Raw genomic sequence first — 18,181 nt, forward strand, 5'->3', positions numbered from 1 at the left:
AACGCTTGTTCATCGCATTGTCACGGAAAAACTAATTCTCATGAATGATCTTATGAACTTTAAAAAGTAAGTTAATAACAAACTGCTTTTTATCGAGATTAAACAGTTGTATTTCCTCTATTTCTTGATGAATCTCCTGCCATTTTTCCGCATATTTTTTTGAGAGAAATAAGTCTCCCTTTTCAACGAGCATGATAGCTTTTTTTTGAATTTTATTAAGAATTTCATCACAAAATTGTTGAAATTGGAATGTAGAAGAAGCAGATGAAAATGTTTGTGCAAGAGTATGTACAATCGTTGCATTACAAACAGGTTTCTCTAGGAGAGCATCAATTGTTTTAATAACTTCAAGACCGCCATGGCAAATAAGTAAAGCGGCTTTTCGAGGACTTCCTTTAGATTTTTTAATAATCATTTCAATTGTTTTTTCATCAGGTAAATCCTGATCGGCGAAAATATGTATAATAACTTTTTTCATTTCATCGTTATTCAACGGACGAAAAGAAATTTTTTGACACCGTGAATGGATTGTTGGAAGCAATTTTCCTGAAGAATGTGCGATAATAACAAATAACGTTTTTGTAGGTGGTTCTTCAAGTATTTTGAGAATTGCATTTGCTGCATTTCTATTCATATCATCTGCAGAATCAATAATAACAATACGCCATCCATTATCTTGCGATGTTCGACTTAAAAAATGCATAATATCACGGATATCATCAACGAGTATTCCTGTTTTAAACTTTTGTGTTTTCACATCAAATCGACGTGAAATATACAAAAGACCAGGGTGACTTCCTTGTGTAATTTGGCGCCATGGGGTAGAATAAGGATCGGGTTTCAAGAAAGAACTCTGTTGAAAACTTAAAATGTTCCAAGCAAGATGAAAGGCTAATGTAGCCTTTCCAATCCCGTATTCTCCTTCAAATAATAATGCATGATGCAAACGCTCTTCTTTAAGCATTTGTGTCAAAAAATGACGCACATCCTCATGACCAAAGATAACATTGTTCTGGGATGGTGATAAAATTGTATCAATATCATCATATTGGTGTAAGGTATTTAAATTACTCATGAAAGCTGATCCAACAATACCTGATGACAAATATTTTTTATTTGATGAGCAATAGCTTCCACTGAGCCAGTGGCATCAATGACTCGAAATCTATGGGGTTCTTGTTTGGCCAATTGAAGAAAAGCCTGACGTCTTTGTTCTTGAATTTCCAACTGATCTTTTTCAAAATAATCAATTTCTTCTGTTTTTTTTCTTCGTAAATTTGCACGCTTCATACCACACATTGCTGGCATATCTAATAAAAATGTTAAATGAGGCAAAATACCATTGAGCGCAATACACTCTAAAACAGAAAGAAGAGAAGAACTGACTCTATTATTGAGTCCTTGATAAACGCGTGTAGAATCAATAAAGCGGTCACATAAAACGATTTTACCTTTTTGCAAAGAAGGTGCAATAACTTCATGAAAATGGTCAGCGCGTGCAGCTGTAAACAAAACAGCTTCAATCAACGGTCCATACTGTTGCGTCTGCCCCGACAACAAAATATGCCGGATTGCTTCTGCTCCTGGCGTTCCTCCTGGTTCTCGTGTTGTAACAACATCATAACCTTGGTGAGAGAGAGACTCAGCAAGTAAAGAAATCTGCACCGTTTTTCCTACCCCCTCCCCTCCTTCGAATGTAATAAAATAACCTGACACGTATGACCTTAACCTTATTAGCGCGTAACTACAAATATTTCCGTAACCATCCAATTGTTATTTCATAGAATGCATTTTTTACTTTTGCAAAGAAACTTCCTTCCTGAATATTCATTCCGGCAAAAACTGGTTTTTCCAGAAGAATCTTTTTATCTTCTAAAATTTGAATAACACCAACTGATTGCCCAGAAACGATGGGGGCTTTCAATGGACCATGATATTTAATTTTTGCTTTAACATTTACTTTTTTTTCATTCGAAAGCATAAAACTTATTGGTGTTTTAACAATGAGTGGAACAAAATTTTTCTTACCACCGTAAACAGAAGCACGACCAACCGTTTCTTCTTTTGTGAAAATTGTTTTGAGATCAAATGCCGTCATCCCCCATTGAAGAATGCGTTCTATTTCTTTTGTATATTTTTTACCATCTTGCAAACCATTGATTGCTAAAAAAAGACGTCGATGATTTTTAGAAATGGTGGCAACCATTGAAAAACCTTCTTTTTCACTGTAGCCAAAACCAAATCCTTCTACACCAATTTCCTTAGAAATAAGAGGGTTTTTATTACGTTGAAAAATATTATTCCATGTAAAATGAGGCTCACAATAAAGTGCATAATAATCCGGATATTCCTGAACAATATGACGTGCTAATATAATCATATCACGCACAGTTACAAATTGTCCCTCTTCGGGTAGCCCTGTAGCATTAACAAAATGACTCTGAGATAATCCGATTATTTTTGCGCGCTGATTCATCAGTTTTACAAAATGATCTTCATGTCCTGATATTCCTTCAGCAAGAATAATAGCAGCATCATTTCCATTCACAATAATTAAACCACGTAAAAGATCAGAAACACTGATTTCTGTCTTTATCTTTGCAAACATAGTGGTTGTACCGGAAGGTGCTCCACCTTTGCGCCAAGCATTTTCACTGACCTTGAATTTCTGCGTACTTTTTAATAATCCTTTTTTTAATTGATGAAATACAACTTCTGCTGTCATCAATTTTACTAATGAAGCAGGAAAAAAAGGAATATCACTTTGTTTTTCATAAAGTATTGTCTCTGTATCATCATCGAGTAATAACAGTTGTGATGCGGGAGTTTGAAAATCTTGTGCTCTCCCCCACGTATCAAATGCCAATACTCCCCATAATATCAATAAGATCCTTAATGCTGTATACATAGCTGCTCCTCCCATCCCAAAGATCAACATAAAGAATCTTATATAGGAAAAAACTTTTTGATTTCTGAAAATTGAGGAATTATTTACAACTCATAAAAAGATTTTATTTTCATTTAGCTTTAGAAAAAATAATATGACACGTTTTTTATCTTCCATGTAGGTTCAATTTAACATTTTAAATGTATGAGAGACAAAAGATTTTTTCCTATTTTTATTGATAGTATTTTGATTTGTTATGATAAATTATCATTTTAAAATTGAAGCTAACTCAAAATACTGTAAGATTCTCTCATCCCCTCTTCTCATATTGAATTCATTAAAAATCGCTTACTTACGGGTCATAAGTAGGGTTCGTATATGGATAAAAATTATTAAAAAAGAGAGTAAAAATACTTCTTATAAACCTCTCAAGTGTTAAGAATTATCGCACAAAACATTGGGGGCTTGCAAAGTGTATGATGGTGTCGATTTATATCTTCATAAGAGTAAAGATGCTGATGTCTAAAGGCGCTAACAGTTATACCATTCACAGGCGCTGTCGCAAAATAGGCTTGTAGCGTGTTAAAGTATGTCTCTTTTAAATAAGTCCATGAATTGGCAATGTAAGTGTATTTTGTTTGAGACGCTCTGTTTTTCGTGAGGGAACTTACTCCATTAAAGAACATGATAAACAAAAGCATGAGATAATGCATAATCTTTTCATAAGATATTACCGTAGATACTTTAGAAAGATGCAAGGCCGAATCAAAAGAAAATATTTTTTTACTTGTTAAGCTTTTTATTCCTCTCAAATCGAGAGTACAAGTTGTTTTAGAGATTACACAAACAGACTGACACAATAATTTACCTTCGTCTAGCAAAAGCTATTACAGCAAGAAAAGTACACGCTTTATTAAGCAAGCAATATCATAAAACGACGAATAGACCAGCAATGGAGTGGAAAGGCCGTACTGAATTTATAATAATAGAACCCAACCACGCTTTTTGAAAAGGACAAAGCGCTTTAAGATAAAAATCCTACACTAAATCCGTAATTTCTTACCTTTTTTACTAGAAAATTATATAGATAAAAAATCAATGCATTTTTTCTTAAAACAGTTGTAGCCAATTAACCTTTGTTTTTTTGTTTAGCTTATTTATAGAAGCAACTTGATCGAATGGTATCGGCTTATCAACCATGATAGGACCAATTTCTGGCAATTTAACTGCAACAGTTTTATTACGTTGTTCTTGTTCAACAGCAGCTGCTTTAGCTAATTCTTTTTTGTTCCTTGTATTGCGCTGCTCTTTTAACAAAACAGTTTCTCTTTTTTTCGCAACATTTTCCGACGCTAATGAATATGGGGCAGCATTTCCAGGAGTATAAGAGGACATTAAATATGCAGCATCATAATAGCCAACAGGTGCTTCAGCAATATATTCTACTTTAACATCTGCGACCCCCCTATCTACATACCCCAATATTGCCGCAGCTTGCCTTGATAAATCAATGATTCTGTCTTTCATAAAAGGTCCGCGATCATTCACTCTAACAACGATTGAAGACCCATTTTTCAAATTAGTAACACGAGCATAGCTAGGTAAAGGCATTGTAGGATGAGCAGCAGTCAAAAGATTCATGTCATAAATTTCACCGTTGGCAGTTAAACGTCCATGAAAATCTGAACCATACCATGATGCTTCGCCAACACGTTTATAAGTTGGATCACTTTGAGGATAATACCACTTTCCTTTTATTTGATAAGGTTTACCAACAATCGCTCGTCCACGCTTTTTTTCTTCCGATTGATTCTTCTTATTAGATACTTGTTGAGGTAGTACAGAAGTGTTTACGTTAATTGGTTTATTATGATAGGAATCTTTTATTGAAAAATTCATAGTTTGGCTTGCGCAACAAGATACCAGTGACTGAGAAATGACGATCATAGAAAACAATTGAAGTGTTGGTTTAATCATAAAAGTAATTTTCTTTTTTCTATTTGAAGGCATCTATTCAGTCCACTTATTTCTGTTAAGTACTACTTGTAAAAACCACGTCACGCTTTTTGTACGCAACGGAAGAATTTACGTTTTTAAATGATTCCCCTCGCGCATATACCACTCTTGAATTGGCCCCTTCTATCAAGAAATTAACGTATTGTTAACCTTTTTATGGTTTTCATACAAAATAAATGTACTATAGTAGATGTTAAAAAGATTAAAATTTAAACAAATCAACATCTTATAGAAAATTCATTTCATAATATAAGTGTGAATAAGTGGTGATTTTAGCAACTGTTTTGCGAATCATGTAATGCAGTGGGTATTAAAAACCACCTATGGATTGAGAAAATTAGAAACCGCATGTGCTGCCAACGCAGGTACAACCCTATCCGTAAGTTTGTTGAAAATGGAGACAGCATAGCACCGCTCTATTCCAAAAACAGCTGATAGAAAATGACAGACTATAGAATCGATAAAAACTTCAAAAAGAATCAAAACAAAAAAGATTCTTAAATTTTTTATAGCCTATTGATATTACTTAAATTTGGTGAGCGCGCAGGGATTCGAACCCTGGACCTACTGATTAAAAGTCAGTTGCTCTACCAGCTGAGCTACGCGCTCTCACACAAGCTATCTAGTTTGCAGAAAGTGAAGGGAACATACGGTTGACTTTCCATTTGGTCAACACCTTTTGGAAAAAATATTATTATTTTCTTCAGTTATCAATAATTTTCCGTTTTCGCCCCTTTACTTCATCATTGTATAAGTACTCTTTAATCTTCTTTTTGAAGTTTCAATAAAGGAAAAATTTCACTGCAAAATATTGCATAGATTCGAAGCGTTAAAATTATGAGCAATACCCCCTTCCCCTCACATGGGTTGTTGAGCATAATGGGTAGAGAAGAAAAAATACCTTTTATTATAATATTATTTTTATATCTTTATATTTTAGTGTTTAATTTTCAAATATGAATACAGCTTTATAAGATAATATATTGATTTATAATAATTTATTATTTTTCACTTGAGTGAGAAGTCTCAAATACTGTAAGCTTATCTCATTTCAAATCTTTTTTATATTGAAACAATAAAAAGCATTTTCTTGACCAATATAAGTGAGAGAATAAAACTATAAAAAAGAAATGAAAATACCTTTTATGCCTCCTTTCAATAATCAAAATTTATCGTAACATTAGGGTTCATGAAAATAGTATATAGCAGTTGACACGTTAGACCTGAAAATGGAACAATGAGCAACAATGGCATTTTGAGAGTATAATTTTATTTATGCATAATGAATATATAACGAAAGCCAATTTATCCTATAGAATAAAGTAGATATGAAGCAAAATTTAGTCTCATTGAAAATATCCCGAATGACTATAAATTGTGCTCACTATTAGAGCTGTAGATAATTTTACTAAGAATAAAAAAGCAGAAATAATATGCAGTATGTAAAATGATTTTAAATACCCATAGAGAGTTCTAAATATATAGAATGCCTTCTATTTAACTTTTTTATATCAGAAATTACAAAACATGTAGATATATTTTTAGAAGAAAAGGATAATACTGGTCATAAAATTTGGTGTTATATAATTCAGTCAGAACTATAAAGTATTTTATACATTATTTAATATTAATGTAGCTATATAGCTATATAAATAATAATTTAAATATATCTATAAATAAAAATATTGCTTTATTAAACGATAAGATCAAAAACAAAGAAAATAATTTTGATTTGGCGATAAAAATTGTAAAAGTGTTATATATACATGTATTTTTACTTTACTAATTTTTATTATTTTGATTGGAATATTGAATGCTAACATGTAAACAGTATGAGCTACTCTTGTTTATTCATAACCATATAAAAGAAACTGGTGTTCCTCCTTCTTTTGAAGAAATGAAAAATGCATTAGAGCTTTCTTCAAAGTCTGGTATTCATAAGCTCATTATAGCCTTAGAACAAAGAGGTTTTATACGTCGTTTGCCCAATCGTGCTCGTGCTGTGGAGGTGATTCGACTTCCTGAGAAAATAACATTTAACCTTTCTTTAGCACGTAAAATTTCTCCCAGTATAATAGAAAGAAATAAAAGGGAAATATCAAAAAGCTTGAGTCCCTTTGATGAAGAAGAAAAAAAAAATATCACCATTCCTATTATGGGACGTATTTCTGCAAGCGTACCCGCCTCTGCTATACTGCAACAAATAAACAGCCTTTCTCTTCCACTCGATATGGTTAATACAGGTGAGCACTACGCATTAGAAGTTAAAGATGATTCTATGATGGAGGCTGGTATCTTTGATAAAGATACGATCATTGTGAAACGTCAAAATACAGCAATAACAGGTGAAATTATTGTTGCGTTTATTGATAAAAAAGAAGCAACATTAAAACGTTATCGACGCAAAGGAGCTTCTATTGCATTAGAAGCTGCAAATCCTCATTATGAAGTACGGACATACGAATCCGAGCGTGTAGAAATACAAGGAAAACTTACCGGACTTATTCGCAAATATTAAAAAATAAACCTTATAGTACGTGATATATATCGCAATAAGAAGCTGTTGAGTATTTTTTTATTGTGCCACATGCAATTGACTTCTTCTCCACAGCCAAAGGATGCCCCCAATTCGGTTTATAAACAATCCAGATCCTTATCGAGCGGATTTCACTTTCCCTTCCCTCCATGTTCTTCACTTATGCAAGGCTTGGCAAGTAAGCTTTAAAATATTCACCACGTACTTTGAAAAAAACTTGAATGCTTTTAAGAAAGCAGCCTTATATCCTCGTCCTCAATGATGGAATTTTACGATATAATAAGACAAAATTGTATGCATGCATAAAAACACATAAAATTTTGTAGAAAAAAAATCAAATAACTTTGTAACAGACTGTATTGCATAGGTATAAAAATAAAGAACATTATTTTTAAGTTAATAAAAACGTAACTGAATCATTCATAGTAATTGTAGGATCATCATGGTAGCACCTCGTATTAGTTTTGTCTCCCTCGGATGCCCAAAAGCACTCGTAGATTCTGAGCGAATTATTACACGCCTTCGCTCCGAAGGGTATGAGATTTCACGTCAACATCAAGGAGCTGATGTCGTTATTGTGAATACCTGTGGTTTTCTTGACTCGGCAAGGAAAGAATCATTAGCCAATATTGATGAAGCTCTTAAAAAAAATGGAAAAGTTATTGTAACAGGGTGTCTTGGTGCTGATCCTGATGCTATTCGCCAAACATATCCTAATGTATTGGCTATTACAAAACCGCAAGCTTATGAAAGCGTTATAGAAGCTGTTCATACAGCAATTCCTCCAATTCATGATCCTTTTCTTGATTTAGTTCCTCCCCAAGGTATTCGTTTAACACCTCGCCATTACGCCTACTTAAAGATTTCTGAAGGATGCTCTAACCAGTGTAGTTTTTGTATCATCCCTACTCTGCGTGGTGATCTCACTTCACGTCCCATCAGCGATGTTCTTCGTGAAGCTGAAAAACTCGTGCAAGCGGGTGTAAAAGAACTTTTGGTTATTTCACAAGATACGAGTGCTTATGGTGTTGATCTTAAATATCTCGAAAATTCTTGGAAAGATCGTACAATCAAAACGAAATTCTTTGATCTTTGTCGCGAACTAGGCGATATGGGTATTTGGGTACGTATGCATTACGTTTATCCTTATCCCCATGTTGATGAAGTTATCGAACTTATGGCTGCAAAAAAAATTCTTCCTTATCTGGATATTCCTTTTCAGCATGCATCACCGGCTGTTTTGCGTCACATGAAGCGTCCCGCACTTATGGAAAAAACAAACCGTAAAATTGAAAAATGGCGGAAAATCTGTCCAGATCTTACTTTGCGATCAACATTTATTGTTGGTTTTCCTGGTGAAACGAATGAAGATTTTAATATACTTCTAGAATGGCTAGAAGAAGCAAAAATTGAACGCGCTGGGTGCTTTAAATATGAAGAAGTAAAAGGAGCTGCCGCAAATGATTTGGGATTAGAAAATATTCCTGAAGAGGTGAAAGAAAACCGCTGGCATCGTTTTATGGCAAAACAACAACAAATTTCTACATATCTTTTAAAGAAAAAAATTGGAAAAAGACTCCAAGTTCTTATTGATGAAAGTCAAGGAAAAGTTGCCAAAGGACGGAGTCAGTACGATGCTCCAGAAATAGATGGTGTTGTCCATATATCATCACGACGCCCACTGCGTGTTGGTGAATTTGTCACCGTTAAAATCGAACAATCGGATGCCTATGACCTTTATGGTATAGCCGTTTAAAAATTTAACTCCTTCTCTGTCCTCAATGATGAAGATTTCTATCAGCATTGGTTTATAAAAGGTCGGTTACTCACAATCGAACTTGATCACTTATGTAACTCACTTCATGAGAATTTACGAGCAATTCTTGCCCTGAGTGTTGCTATACACTCCCAAAATATCAAGCAGTTATATATTCTCTTAATTTAATACCTTAAATGACGGTGATGGCGGCGCAACAGAATAAAATAAAATCCACAAGGTTCACTATTTTTAATTAACAAAAGAGCAAATCAACAATCGTACTATTTTCCTATTTTTGATATTGCGACAGTCATTGGTTAGTGAAAGAAAAATTTTTTCAAGAGAGTTTGATGCACACGAGAATTTCCTTTGTGATATGCAGGCAGATGTTTTTTATAGATGCAATATAAGAGAATTTGAAACAAAACAATCTGACGTATCTAAATTAAAAAAACAATAAATTATCATTATAAATAAGTATCTTATCTTAAACTCTTTGAACGTATTTTTTTTAAATATCTAATTATTATTAACACGTTTTAAAATCAAAGAATTTCTTATCAAGCAAATGACTTGGGCGTACATTTGTTAAAGCGCGAATCATCGTATCTTTACGTCCTGGCATTTGTCTTTCTATATTTTTCAGCATTTCTTTCATGGCATTACGTTGCAAACCATCTTGACTACCGCAAAGATTACAAGGAATAATCGGAAATTGCATTGCTTGAGAAAATTTTTCCATATCTTCCTCAGCAGCATAAACAAGAGGACGTAACACAAAAAGATCTCCTTCATCATTTTTAAGTTTTCCAGGCATGGCAGCTAATCGGCCACCGTGAAACAAATTCATAAAAAATGTTTCTAAAACATCATCACGATGATGACCTAAAACTAATGCAGAACATCCCTCTTCACGTGCAATACGATAGAGATTACCACGTCGTAATCGAGAACAAAGTGAACAATATGTCTGCGACTCTGCCAATTTATCTGTAACAATGGAATAAGTATCCTGATATTCAATACGATATGGAATTTTATAAGAACTTAAAAAGTCTGGAAGAATATGCTTAGGGAATCCTGGTTGCCCTTGATCAAGATTACAGGCAAGAATTTCAACGGATAAAAGACCTCGCCACTTTAAGTCTAAAAGAAGCGCTAATAAACCATAAGAGTCTTTTCCACCCGATAAAGCAACAAGCCATTTTTCTCCTGTAGAGAGCATAGAAAAATCATCCAAAGCTTGTCGCATATGACGTAAAAGTCGTTTGCGTAATTTATTAAATTCTACGCTTGAAGGAGCAACACGAAACATTGGATGACAATTATCTGCTTCGCTTATTAAAGGATCATCTCTCCCTTCGTTTTCTTCTATTGCCTGATATTCAACTGAAACATCATTCATAATACCATATCCTGCACAATAAACGGCTCGTTTTGCAAAGATAAAAACAAATATTAAAGCAAGCTTACATTTATGTTTTTTGAATTTATAAATTAGATACACAAAAAAGAAATGGAACTATACAAATTTATGACTATAAAACATAGCAATAAACTTAATATAGAACCATTTACAAAAAGAACTTATTAACTTCAAATATTGTAAGAATAACATAATATTTTGAAGTTATCATAATAGAAGAGAGAAACAATTTCTCTTACAGAAAAATTATCGAGAATAAAATTCAACAACCAGATTAGGTTCCATTTGCACAGCATAAGGAACATCTGCAAAAGCAGGAATACGTGTAAAGGTTGCTTTCATCTGTTTATGATCTGCTTCAATATAATCAGGGACATCACGTTCTGCCAATTGCACTGATTCTAACACTAAAACAAGTTGTTTCGATTTTTCCCGAACCTCAATAACATCACCGGGTTTACAACGATAAGATTGAATGTTTGTGCGCCGCCCATTGACATTAACATGACCGTGATTGATAAATTGGCGAGAAGCAAAAATCGTAGGTACGAATTTTGCACGATAAACAACAGCATCCAAACGTGATTCTAACAGACCGATAAGATTTTCACCAGTATCTCCCCGTCGACGAGCAGCTTCTTCATAGGTTTTATGAAATTGTTTTTCTGAAATATCTCCATAAAACCCTTTCAATTTCTGTTTAGCGCGCAACTGCACCCCATAGTCAGAAAGTTTTCCTTTACGACGCTGTCCATGCTGACCTGGACCATAATCACGACGATTGACAGGAGATTTTGGACGCCCCCAAATATTTTCTCCCATACGACGGTCAATTTTATACTTTGTTGTTTCGCGTTTACTCATCGCATTTCCTTATAAAATAAAACACGAGATCTTAAGACCCCAAGGAAACGCGCCCTCCTCTGCCTTTAAATACTATAAAGACTGACAGAATACCTTAACATATCAATATGCAAAGTTATCCACGGGACACGTCAATTAATGCTATTTTCTTGAAAAAATAGCTAGATCATCATTATTGGTCTCGTAACCCAAAGTCAACTCCTTTCATGAGTTTTAAGCCAAATCCTTTAAACAAATTCTCCGTTAAAGAAGTGATATTTTTCGATGTCAACAACGCAAAATCTTGATATTTCTTTATATATTGATGGTGTATTTCTCCCGACAATGGTAATAAAGATCTGATATGTTTGGCGATCGCTTTCGCCGGATCAATCCACTCAACGGACCATAAAGCATGTTCACGAAAGAAATTAATCAAAAAAGGATAATGTGTGCAGGCTAAAACAATAACATCCGTATATTGTCCATTTTTTTCCACAAAACATGGCAGGATTTCTTTTCTTAACTCTTCTGAATCGATAGATTTTCCCCGTAAATAATCTTCAGCAAGTCCAGCCAGCTTTTTACTTCCCACAAGCTGAACATGACACTGTCCAGCAAAAGAGTTAATTAATTCATTTGTATAAGCACGTTTAACTGTTCCTGGAGTCGCTAATACGGAAATAAAACCAGATTTTGTTTGTTCTGCAGCTGATTTAATTGCAGGAACCGTTCCTACAAAAGGGACATGAGGAAAATTCTGTCGTAAATCTGCTATCATCAGTGTAGAAACAGTGTTGCAAGCAATCACACATAAAGCTGGATTGTAGCGTGTTAAAAGATTTGTAAAAATCTTCAAAATACGCTCTTTCAAAATATTTTCTTTCCAATTTCCATAAGGAAATCCTGCATCATCAGCAACATAGATAAATTGCATGTCAGGGATAAGAATACGCGCTTCCCTAAACACTGTTAAACCACCAATACCGCTATCAAAAAAAAGAACAGGTCGTTCATCCATTAGTTTTCACACTTATTTTTAATTTTTTTACGATCACGTTCTTCAGGTGCTCTACTCCCTCGTGGATATTGTGGCGAAAAATGATCCAAAGAAGATATAATGCCTCGCAATAAACGAACCTCAGGTTCACTAAAGTTAGCGCGCGTAAAAACAGAGCGCAAATTTGCAATCATTACTTCTTTGCGTTCTGGGGGTCTAAAATACCCACGGATATTCAAAGCCTCTTCTAACTGAGATAAAAAACCATGAAATATTGTTTTATTTGCAGGTTCCATCTCTGCGGCACGAAATGCCGTATCGCTGACATTCTCTAAACCAGTTTTCATCCATTCGTAAGACATTAAAAGAACCGCTTGCGCAATATTAAGTGACGCAAAAGCAGGATTAACTGGAAAAGTAATAATTTCATCAACAAGGCTGATTTCATCATTTTCTAGTCCCCATCTCTCTCTTCCAAAGACAATACCTGTCTTATGTCCGATACTTTCACGCTGACGTAATACGCTTGCTGCTTCGACAGCACTTTTTACAGTTTTAAATCCACATCTTTCACGTGCTGTTGTGGCAAAAACATAGTGTAAATCTGCAATTGAATCACGCAATGTGTTAAAAATCACAGCATTGTTAATGACATGATCAGCTTTACTTGCAGCAGCTCTAGCTTTTTCATTTGGAAACATTTCTCGAGGATTGACTAATCGAAGCTTAGAAAGCCCAAAATTTGCCATTGCCCTTGCGACCATACCAATGTTTTCAGGAAGCTGCGGTTCAACTAAAATAATAATGGGACCATTTGTTAAATTTTCACGATTCTTATTCGTTCCTGCCATCAATCTTACCTAGTTTCACTTAAACTATCTCCCTCTCCACTATTTTTTACGAAACCTTTTTCACAATACTCTAATGCTGTTTAATAATAAATTATAGACAATGTTATCTTTTCATTCAAAGATAATAGTTTCTAAACCTAATAATAAATTTTAAAAGCCATTAAAGTGAACGATGGAATTTATAACAATTTATATAAGATATCGTAGCGTTTTTTACATCAATTTTATCTTTTTTAATAGGGAACAGCCCCTATAAATCATAATCTCAGTTGAATTATGAAATCATAAATCCTAAAAAGGGATATGCACTTTATTCCCAAACTTTTTCCTGCAAAGCTTATCCGTCGTTATAAACGTTTCCTTGCAGATGTTCAACAAGATGATCAGCATGTCCTCACCGTGTCTGTACCTAATACAGGATCAATGCTTGGATTAACAGCTTTCAACTCCAATATTTGGCTTTCTTATCATAACGACATCAAACGAAAATATGCCTATCAATTAGAAATTATTGAAGCCGATAATACTTTGGTTGGCATTAATACTTCTTTACCCAATAAGCTTGCGTTAGAGGCAATTCAAAACGGATTACTACCAGAATTAAGTGGATATAAAACAATTTTAAAAGAACAACGCTATGGGACACAATCACGAATTGACTTTCTTTTACAAGATGACATTCTTCCTGATTGTTACCTAGAAGTCAAAAATGTTCATTTTATTCGTCAGAAAGGATTAGCAGAATTTCCTGATAGCGAAACAAAACGTGGTGCACGTCACCTTGATGAGCTCATAGGAGTTGTACAACAAGGAAAACGAGCTGCTATGCTTTATATTATTCAACGAGAAGATTGCACAGCTTTTACAATTTGTCATGATCTTGATCCACTCTATGGACGTAAGTTTGATTTAGCATTAAAATCAGGGGTAGAATGTTATGCTGTAAAGTGTCATGTAAGTGTAGAAGGCATTTTTCCGATTCAGAGAGTAAAAATAGAAAATAGAAGAAACAATGACTGAGTATATCGAATATAATAAAATCCCTTTAAAATTTAATGGAAAAATCCGCATTTTCGATGATTATGCTTTTGCTAAAATGCGTGAAGTTGGTCGTATTGCTGCAGAATGCCTTGATGCGCTTACGGATATTATTAAGCCGGGCGTTACTACGCAAGAAATTGATGATTTTGTATTCGTTTTTGGTGCTAAGCGAGGAGCACTTCCTGCTGATCTAAATTATCATGGATACAGCCATTCATGCTGTACATCTATCAATCACGTTGTCTGCCATGGCATTCCCAATAAAAGACCTTTGCAAGAAGGTGATATTGTAAATGTTGATGTAACCTTTATCCTTGATGGTTGGCATGGGGATTCAAGCCGAATGTATCCTGTTGGAAAAATTAGGCGTGCAGCAGAACGCTTGCTAAAAATAACCTATGAAAGTCTTATGAAAGGAATCGCTGTCGTTAAGCCTGGAGCAACGACAGGTGATATCGGGGCAGCCATTCAACAGTATGCAGAATCTGAACGCTGTTCAATTGTGAGAGACTTTTGCGGACATGGTATCGGCCAGCTTTTTCATGATGCTCCTAATATCCTCCATTATGGAGCCCCTGGAGAAGGAGTCGAATTAAAACAAGGTATGATGTTTACAATTGAGCCTATGATTAACCTTGGTAAACCACAAGTTAAGATTTTATCTGACGGTTGGACTGCTGTTACCCGTGACCGTTCTCTGACAGCACAATATGAACATACAATTGGTGTGACAAATGAAGGATATGAAATATTTACGCAATCTCCTAAAAATATTTTTTATATTCCAAATTCGCATACCTAACGCAACGTAGAGATGTTATGGCTAAAAAATTAAATCAAAAGGAAGGTACTCAAAGTAATCACTTTGCATTAACATCGAGTTCTCCACTCACCCCAGTATCAGAAAGAAAAAGTGAAGAGCCTCAGAAAAACGCACAGCTTCATAAACATTATCAAGGACATCGTGAACGTCTTCGGAAGCGCTATTTAAAGTCAAAAGGAAATGCAATTGAAGATTATGAGTATCTTGAATTATTGCTTTTTCGCACAATACCCCGTGCAAACACAAAACCCATAGCTAAAAATTTGATAGCGCGTTTTGGTTCATTAGCTGATGTGTTGGGAGCGGATATTCACCGACTTCAAGAAATTCCAGGATGTGGTCCCGCCACTGCAGTTGATTTAAAAATTATTTCAGATGTTGCTGGACGTCTTGCTCGTGCGCAATTGTTTAAGCGCGATATTTTTTCATCATGGGATAAAGTGTTAGCGTATTGTAAAGCTGTTATGGCTCACGAAACACGTGAACAGTTTCGTATTTTGTTTCTTGATAAGAAAAACGGCTTACTTGCTGATGAGGTGCAACAAACTGGAACCATTGATCATACCCCTGTTTATCCTCGTGAAGTTATTTCTCGAGCTTTAGAGTTATCCGCATCAGGACTTATCTTAGTCCACAATCACCCTTCTGGCGATTCCACCCCCTCTAATGCAGATATAACAATGACATATAGATTAAAAGATGCAGCAAATGCATTAGGCATTATTATCCATGACCATCTTATTATTGCACGAAATAACCATACGAGTTTTAAAGCGTTAAAACTTATATAAATCTTATGGGATAAAAAAGACTTCATTCAACTATGAATAACGAATCAATTTTCTAAATCAATATCTAATATAGCCATTGAGAAATTATAGGAGAGCTCATCTTCATCTTCATCTCGATAGATAATGCCTAAAAACTCATCTCCTATATAAACCTCACAAGAATCACTCTTTTTAGGCCGTGCTCTGACTTGCAATGCTGAGTTTTGGAATATATTTTTAAAATAATTATCAAGTTTTTTTATTTCATCAGCATTCACTATGCTCTCCTGTTTTTTTGAAACGATTAAAATAATTGCGTGTCGTGCAAATAAGACACTCTTATGATTCTGTAAAGTCAGTAAAAAAGCATAATCTGAATATTTACTTAATATTACATATATTCACAACGTTCTTTATACATTCATAAAGAACGTTTACAAAAGGAGTCTATCATTATTAAATATACCCGTATAGATTAAAAAATGGCAAAAAAAAACTGTATATTTTTAATAATTTTACTTTATCTCCAATTTTAGCATCTGTATTTAAAATGCATATTCGTAAGAATAAATTGATCAATAATTTATAATTTTGTTTATTTTATAAAAAATACAAATAAAAATATTTTTTTATTTAAAACTACATTTTTTAGCAAAAAATATTTATTACATCATTCGAAAATAATTCTTTTTAATAACCTTTAAAGTATAATTATCTAATCTTAGAAGAATTACCTCTCTGGAAAATATACAAAATAAGCTAATAAGAGTTTATTTTTCTTTTCATTTTTTATAAAAACTTACGTCATAACAGAAAGATTTTTTAATAAGCTTTTTTCAATTTATACGAAATAAAAATATTGGGTATTTCTGTAAATTCTAAAAGCTATGAAGAGTTCTTATTTTATAGGATAACGAGAAAGAAAATCGATAACGCCTTTTTTATAAACTTTATCGCCTACAGCAAGCATATGATCTCGATCAGGAATTGATAAAGCTTCACCACAAGGCAACAAGGCTGCCAATGGCTCTGCATCACCGCCAATTTCATCTAATGAACCAACGGCAACAAGTGCTGGTTGTTTGATTTTGTAAACTTCAGACGCCGTTAACTCCTGTTTTGATGTAATGATACAAGCAGCAAGAGCACGCCTATCGCTTTTCGTTTGATCTGCAAATTTACGGAACATTAAACCGCGCGTATTGGTAATGGTAGAAATATCTTCCGCTAGAAGAGCTTCAGCCACAGGCTCCCAATTTCCTGCTCCCGTTACCATACCAATACCTAAACCACCAAAAATAACGCTGTTCACATATGTTGGATGCAAAAGAGCCATAAAAGCACTAATACGAGCTCCCATAGAATATCCCATAACATGAGCTTTAGATAACTCTAAATGCTGTAGTAACTTTATCGCATCACCAGCCATAGCTTGAGGTGTATAAAAAGCAGGATCATAACTTTTAACTGAATCTCCGTGACCGCGATTATCAAGAGCAATAACACGATATCCTGCTTCCGTGAGAATACGAAACCAACCTGTTGCATACCAATTCACCCGTGCAGAAGATCCAAAACCATGGATCAACAAAACAGGAGCGCCTTGTCCTTCTTCTCGATAAGCAAATCGCAAACCATTATATTCAAAAAAACGAATATCTTCAGCGGTCATTTTTTATTGCACTTTCCACAAAGTACAGGATGAATAACACGTTGTCCTTTTTGTATCTGTTTTTCAGAAACTTCACCAGCATTAATTTCAAGTGCAAAAGCTGCAGGAACTTCTGATGAAATGGTATTTGTTGAAAATGGAGAAGTATTTTCAATAATCGATACAATAATTCCCTCAGAGTTTAAGAAAATCATATCTAAAGGTAAAGGCGTATTTGCCATCCACATAAAAATTTTCTGCTCATCTCCCGATGGATAACTTTTTAGCTGCTTAAAGAGCATTGCACGATCGCGTGGAAAATCAGTTCGATACATTAAACCAGCTGCTGCTTGAGATGGCGTAAAAGCAATCTCTACCTTATAAAAAACCGGACCTTGCTTTGTATGTATTTCTAAAGGAATCGGATGCACAGGAATCTCTATGGGCTCCTTTGCTACAACAACACGCATATCTAACATAAAAAGCATCACCAATAAAACAATATACTCCTTTTTAAAAGGCTTTAACATTCTTGTCTCCACCAGAGAAAAATTTTAAATTTTGTTTATAAAATAAAA

General features: G+C 34.3%; 15 protein-coding genes, 1 tRNA gene and 1 pseudogene. 5 read left to right on the plus strand and 12 right to left on the minus strand.

The genetic code is table 11. The annotated features are described in order from the left end of the window. Nucleotides 1–31: 31 nt before the first annotated feature. The 5 genes from ACFIMK_RS09085 to ACFIMK_RS09105 all read right to left on the minus strand — a co-directional run bounded on the left by ACFIMK_RS09085 (nt 32) and on the right by ACFIMK_RS09105 (nt 5,512). Nucleotides 32–1,075: a DNA polymerase III subunit delta' gene (locus ACFIMK_RS09085; RefSeq protein WP_375638405.1), complete on the minus strand. Its 1,044-nt coding sequence runs from the start codon at nt 1,073–1,075 to the stop codon at nt 32–34. Then, complete coding sequence (gene tmk, locus ACFIMK_RS09090) at nt 1,072–1,716, minus strand: dTMP kinase (RefSeq protein ID WP_375613423.1); 645 nt, start codon at nt 1,714–1,716, stop codon at nt 1,072–1,074. The genes ACFIMK_RS09085 and tmk overlap by 4 nt, the downstream gene beginning before the upstream one ends. Nucleotides 1,717–1,744: 28 nt before the next feature. After that, nucleotides 1,745–2,908 (minus strand): D-alanyl-D-alanine carboxypeptidase family protein, encoded by a 1,164-nt coding sequence (locus ACFIMK_RS09095; protein ID WP_375628125.1) that lies wholly within the window; start codon nt 2,906–2,908, stop codon nt 1,745–1,747. Between the two features lie 1,089 nt (nt 2,909–3,997). Further along, entirely contained in the window at nt 3,998–4,897 is a 900-nt protein-coding gene (locus ACFIMK_RS09100; RefSeq protein ID WP_375610370.1) for a septal ring lytic transglycosylase RlpA family protein, read from the minus strand. Between the two features lie 539 nt (nt 4,898–5,436). After that, nucleotides 5,437–5,512 (minus strand) — tRNA-Lys (locus ACFIMK_RS09105). Between the two features lie 1,204 nt (nt 5,513–6,716). On the opposite strand from ACFIMK_RS09105, the gene lexA reads away from it, so the two are divergent. Together lexA and rimO are read left to right on the plus strand one after the other, a co-directional pair. Next, nucleotides 6,717–7,421 carry a transcriptional repressor LexA gene (lexA, locus tag ACFIMK_RS09110; RefSeq protein ID WP_273791042.1) on the plus strand — a complete coding sequence of 235 codons (705 nt, stop codon included), beginning with the start codon at nt 6,717–6,719 and terminating at the stop codon, nt 7,419–7,421. Nucleotides 7,422–7,881: 460 nt separating this feature from the next. Next, on the plus strand, nt 7,882–9,195 hold the full coding sequence (rimO, locus tag ACFIMK_RS09115; protein WP_375638406.1) for a 30S ribosomal protein S12 methylthiotransferase RimO: 1,314 nt from the start codon (nt 7,882–7,884) through the stop codon (nt 9,193–9,195). A gap of 532 nt (nt 9,196–9,727) precedes the next feature. Here rimO and ttcA read toward each other — a convergent pair. From ttcA to ACFIMK_RS09135, 4 genes and pseudogenes are all read right to left on the minus strand, one after another. Next, entirely contained in the window at nt 9,728–10,603 is an 876-nt protein-coding gene (ttcA, locus tag ACFIMK_RS09120) for a tRNA 2-thiocytidine(32) synthetase TtcA (RefSeq protein WP_375638407.1), read from the minus strand. A 267-nt stretch (nt 10,604–10,870) separates the two neighbouring features. After that, on the minus strand, nt 10,871–11,488 hold the full coding sequence (gene rpsD, locus ACFIMK_RS09125) for a 30S ribosomal protein S4 (RefSeq protein ID WP_273722651.1): 618 nt from the start codon (nt 11,486–11,488) through the stop codon (nt 10,871–10,873). Nucleotides 11,489–11,660: 172 nt separating this feature from the next. Beyond that, nucleotides 11,661–12,488 (minus strand): glutamate racemase, encoded by an 828-nt coding sequence (murI, locus tag ACFIMK_RS09130; protein ID WP_375638408.1) that lies wholly within the window; start codon nt 12,486–12,488, stop codon nt 11,661–11,663. Next, a pseudogene (locus ACFIMK_RS09135) lies at nt 12,481–13,318 on the minus strand (RNA methyltransferase). The gene murI and the pseudogene ACFIMK_RS09135 overlap by 8 nt, the downstream one beginning before the upstream one ends. A gap of 303 nt (nt 13,319–13,621) precedes the next feature. Here ACFIMK_RS09135 and sfsA point away from each other — a divergent pair. The 3 genes from sfsA to radC are packed head-to-tail and all read left to right on the plus strand — an operon-like array spanning nt 13,622 to nt 15,973. Continuing rightward, nucleotides 13,622–14,338, plus strand: coding sequence for a DNA/RNA nuclease SfsA (sfsA, locus tag ACFIMK_RS09140; RefSeq protein WP_273791037.1), 717 nt, complete (start codon nt 13,622–13,624; stop codon nt 14,336–14,338). Next, nucleotides 14,331–15,161, plus strand: a complete 831-nt coding sequence (gene map, locus ACFIMK_RS09145) for a type I methionyl aminopeptidase (RefSeq protein WP_375638409.1) — start codon at nt 14,331–14,333, stop codon at nt 15,159–15,161. The genes sfsA and map overlap by 8 nt, the downstream gene beginning before the upstream one ends. Before the next feature lie 17 nt (nt 15,162–15,178). Beyond that, nucleotides 15,179–15,973, plus strand: coding sequence for a DNA repair protein RadC (gene radC, locus ACFIMK_RS09150; protein WP_375638410.1), 795 nt, complete (start codon nt 15,179–15,181; stop codon nt 15,971–15,973). Nucleotides 15,974–16,017: 44 nt separating this feature from the next. Here radC and ACFIMK_RS09155 read toward each other — a convergent pair whose 3' ends face one another. The 3 genes from ACFIMK_RS09155 to ACFIMK_RS09165 all read right to left on the minus strand — a co-directional run bounded on the left by ACFIMK_RS09155 (nt 16,018) and on the right by ACFIMK_RS09165 (nt 18,133). Further along, complete coding sequence (locus ACFIMK_RS09155; RefSeq protein WP_375638411.1) at nt 16,018–16,230, minus strand: DUF3126 family protein; 213 nt, start codon at nt 16,228–16,230, stop codon at nt 16,018–16,020. A gap of 620 nt (nt 16,231–16,850) precedes the next feature. Then, complete coding sequence (locus ACFIMK_RS09160) at nt 16,851–17,624, minus strand: alpha/beta fold hydrolase (RefSeq protein WP_375638412.1); 774 nt, start codon at nt 17,622–17,624, stop codon at nt 16,851–16,853. Next, nucleotides 17,621–18,133: a DUF192 domain-containing protein gene (locus ACFIMK_RS09165; protein ID WP_375628133.1), complete on the minus strand. Its 513-nt coding sequence runs from the start codon at nt 18,131–18,133 to the stop codon at nt 17,621–17,623. The genes ACFIMK_RS09160 and ACFIMK_RS09165 overlap by 4 nt, the downstream gene beginning before the upstream one ends. Between the last annotated feature and the right edge of the window lie 48 nt (nt 18,134–18,181).

The organism is Bartonella sp. AP280QHHD (assembly GCF_042196125.1).
Classification (GTDB): Bacteria; Pseudomonadota; Alphaproteobacteria; order Rhizobiales; family Rhizobiaceae; genus Bartonella.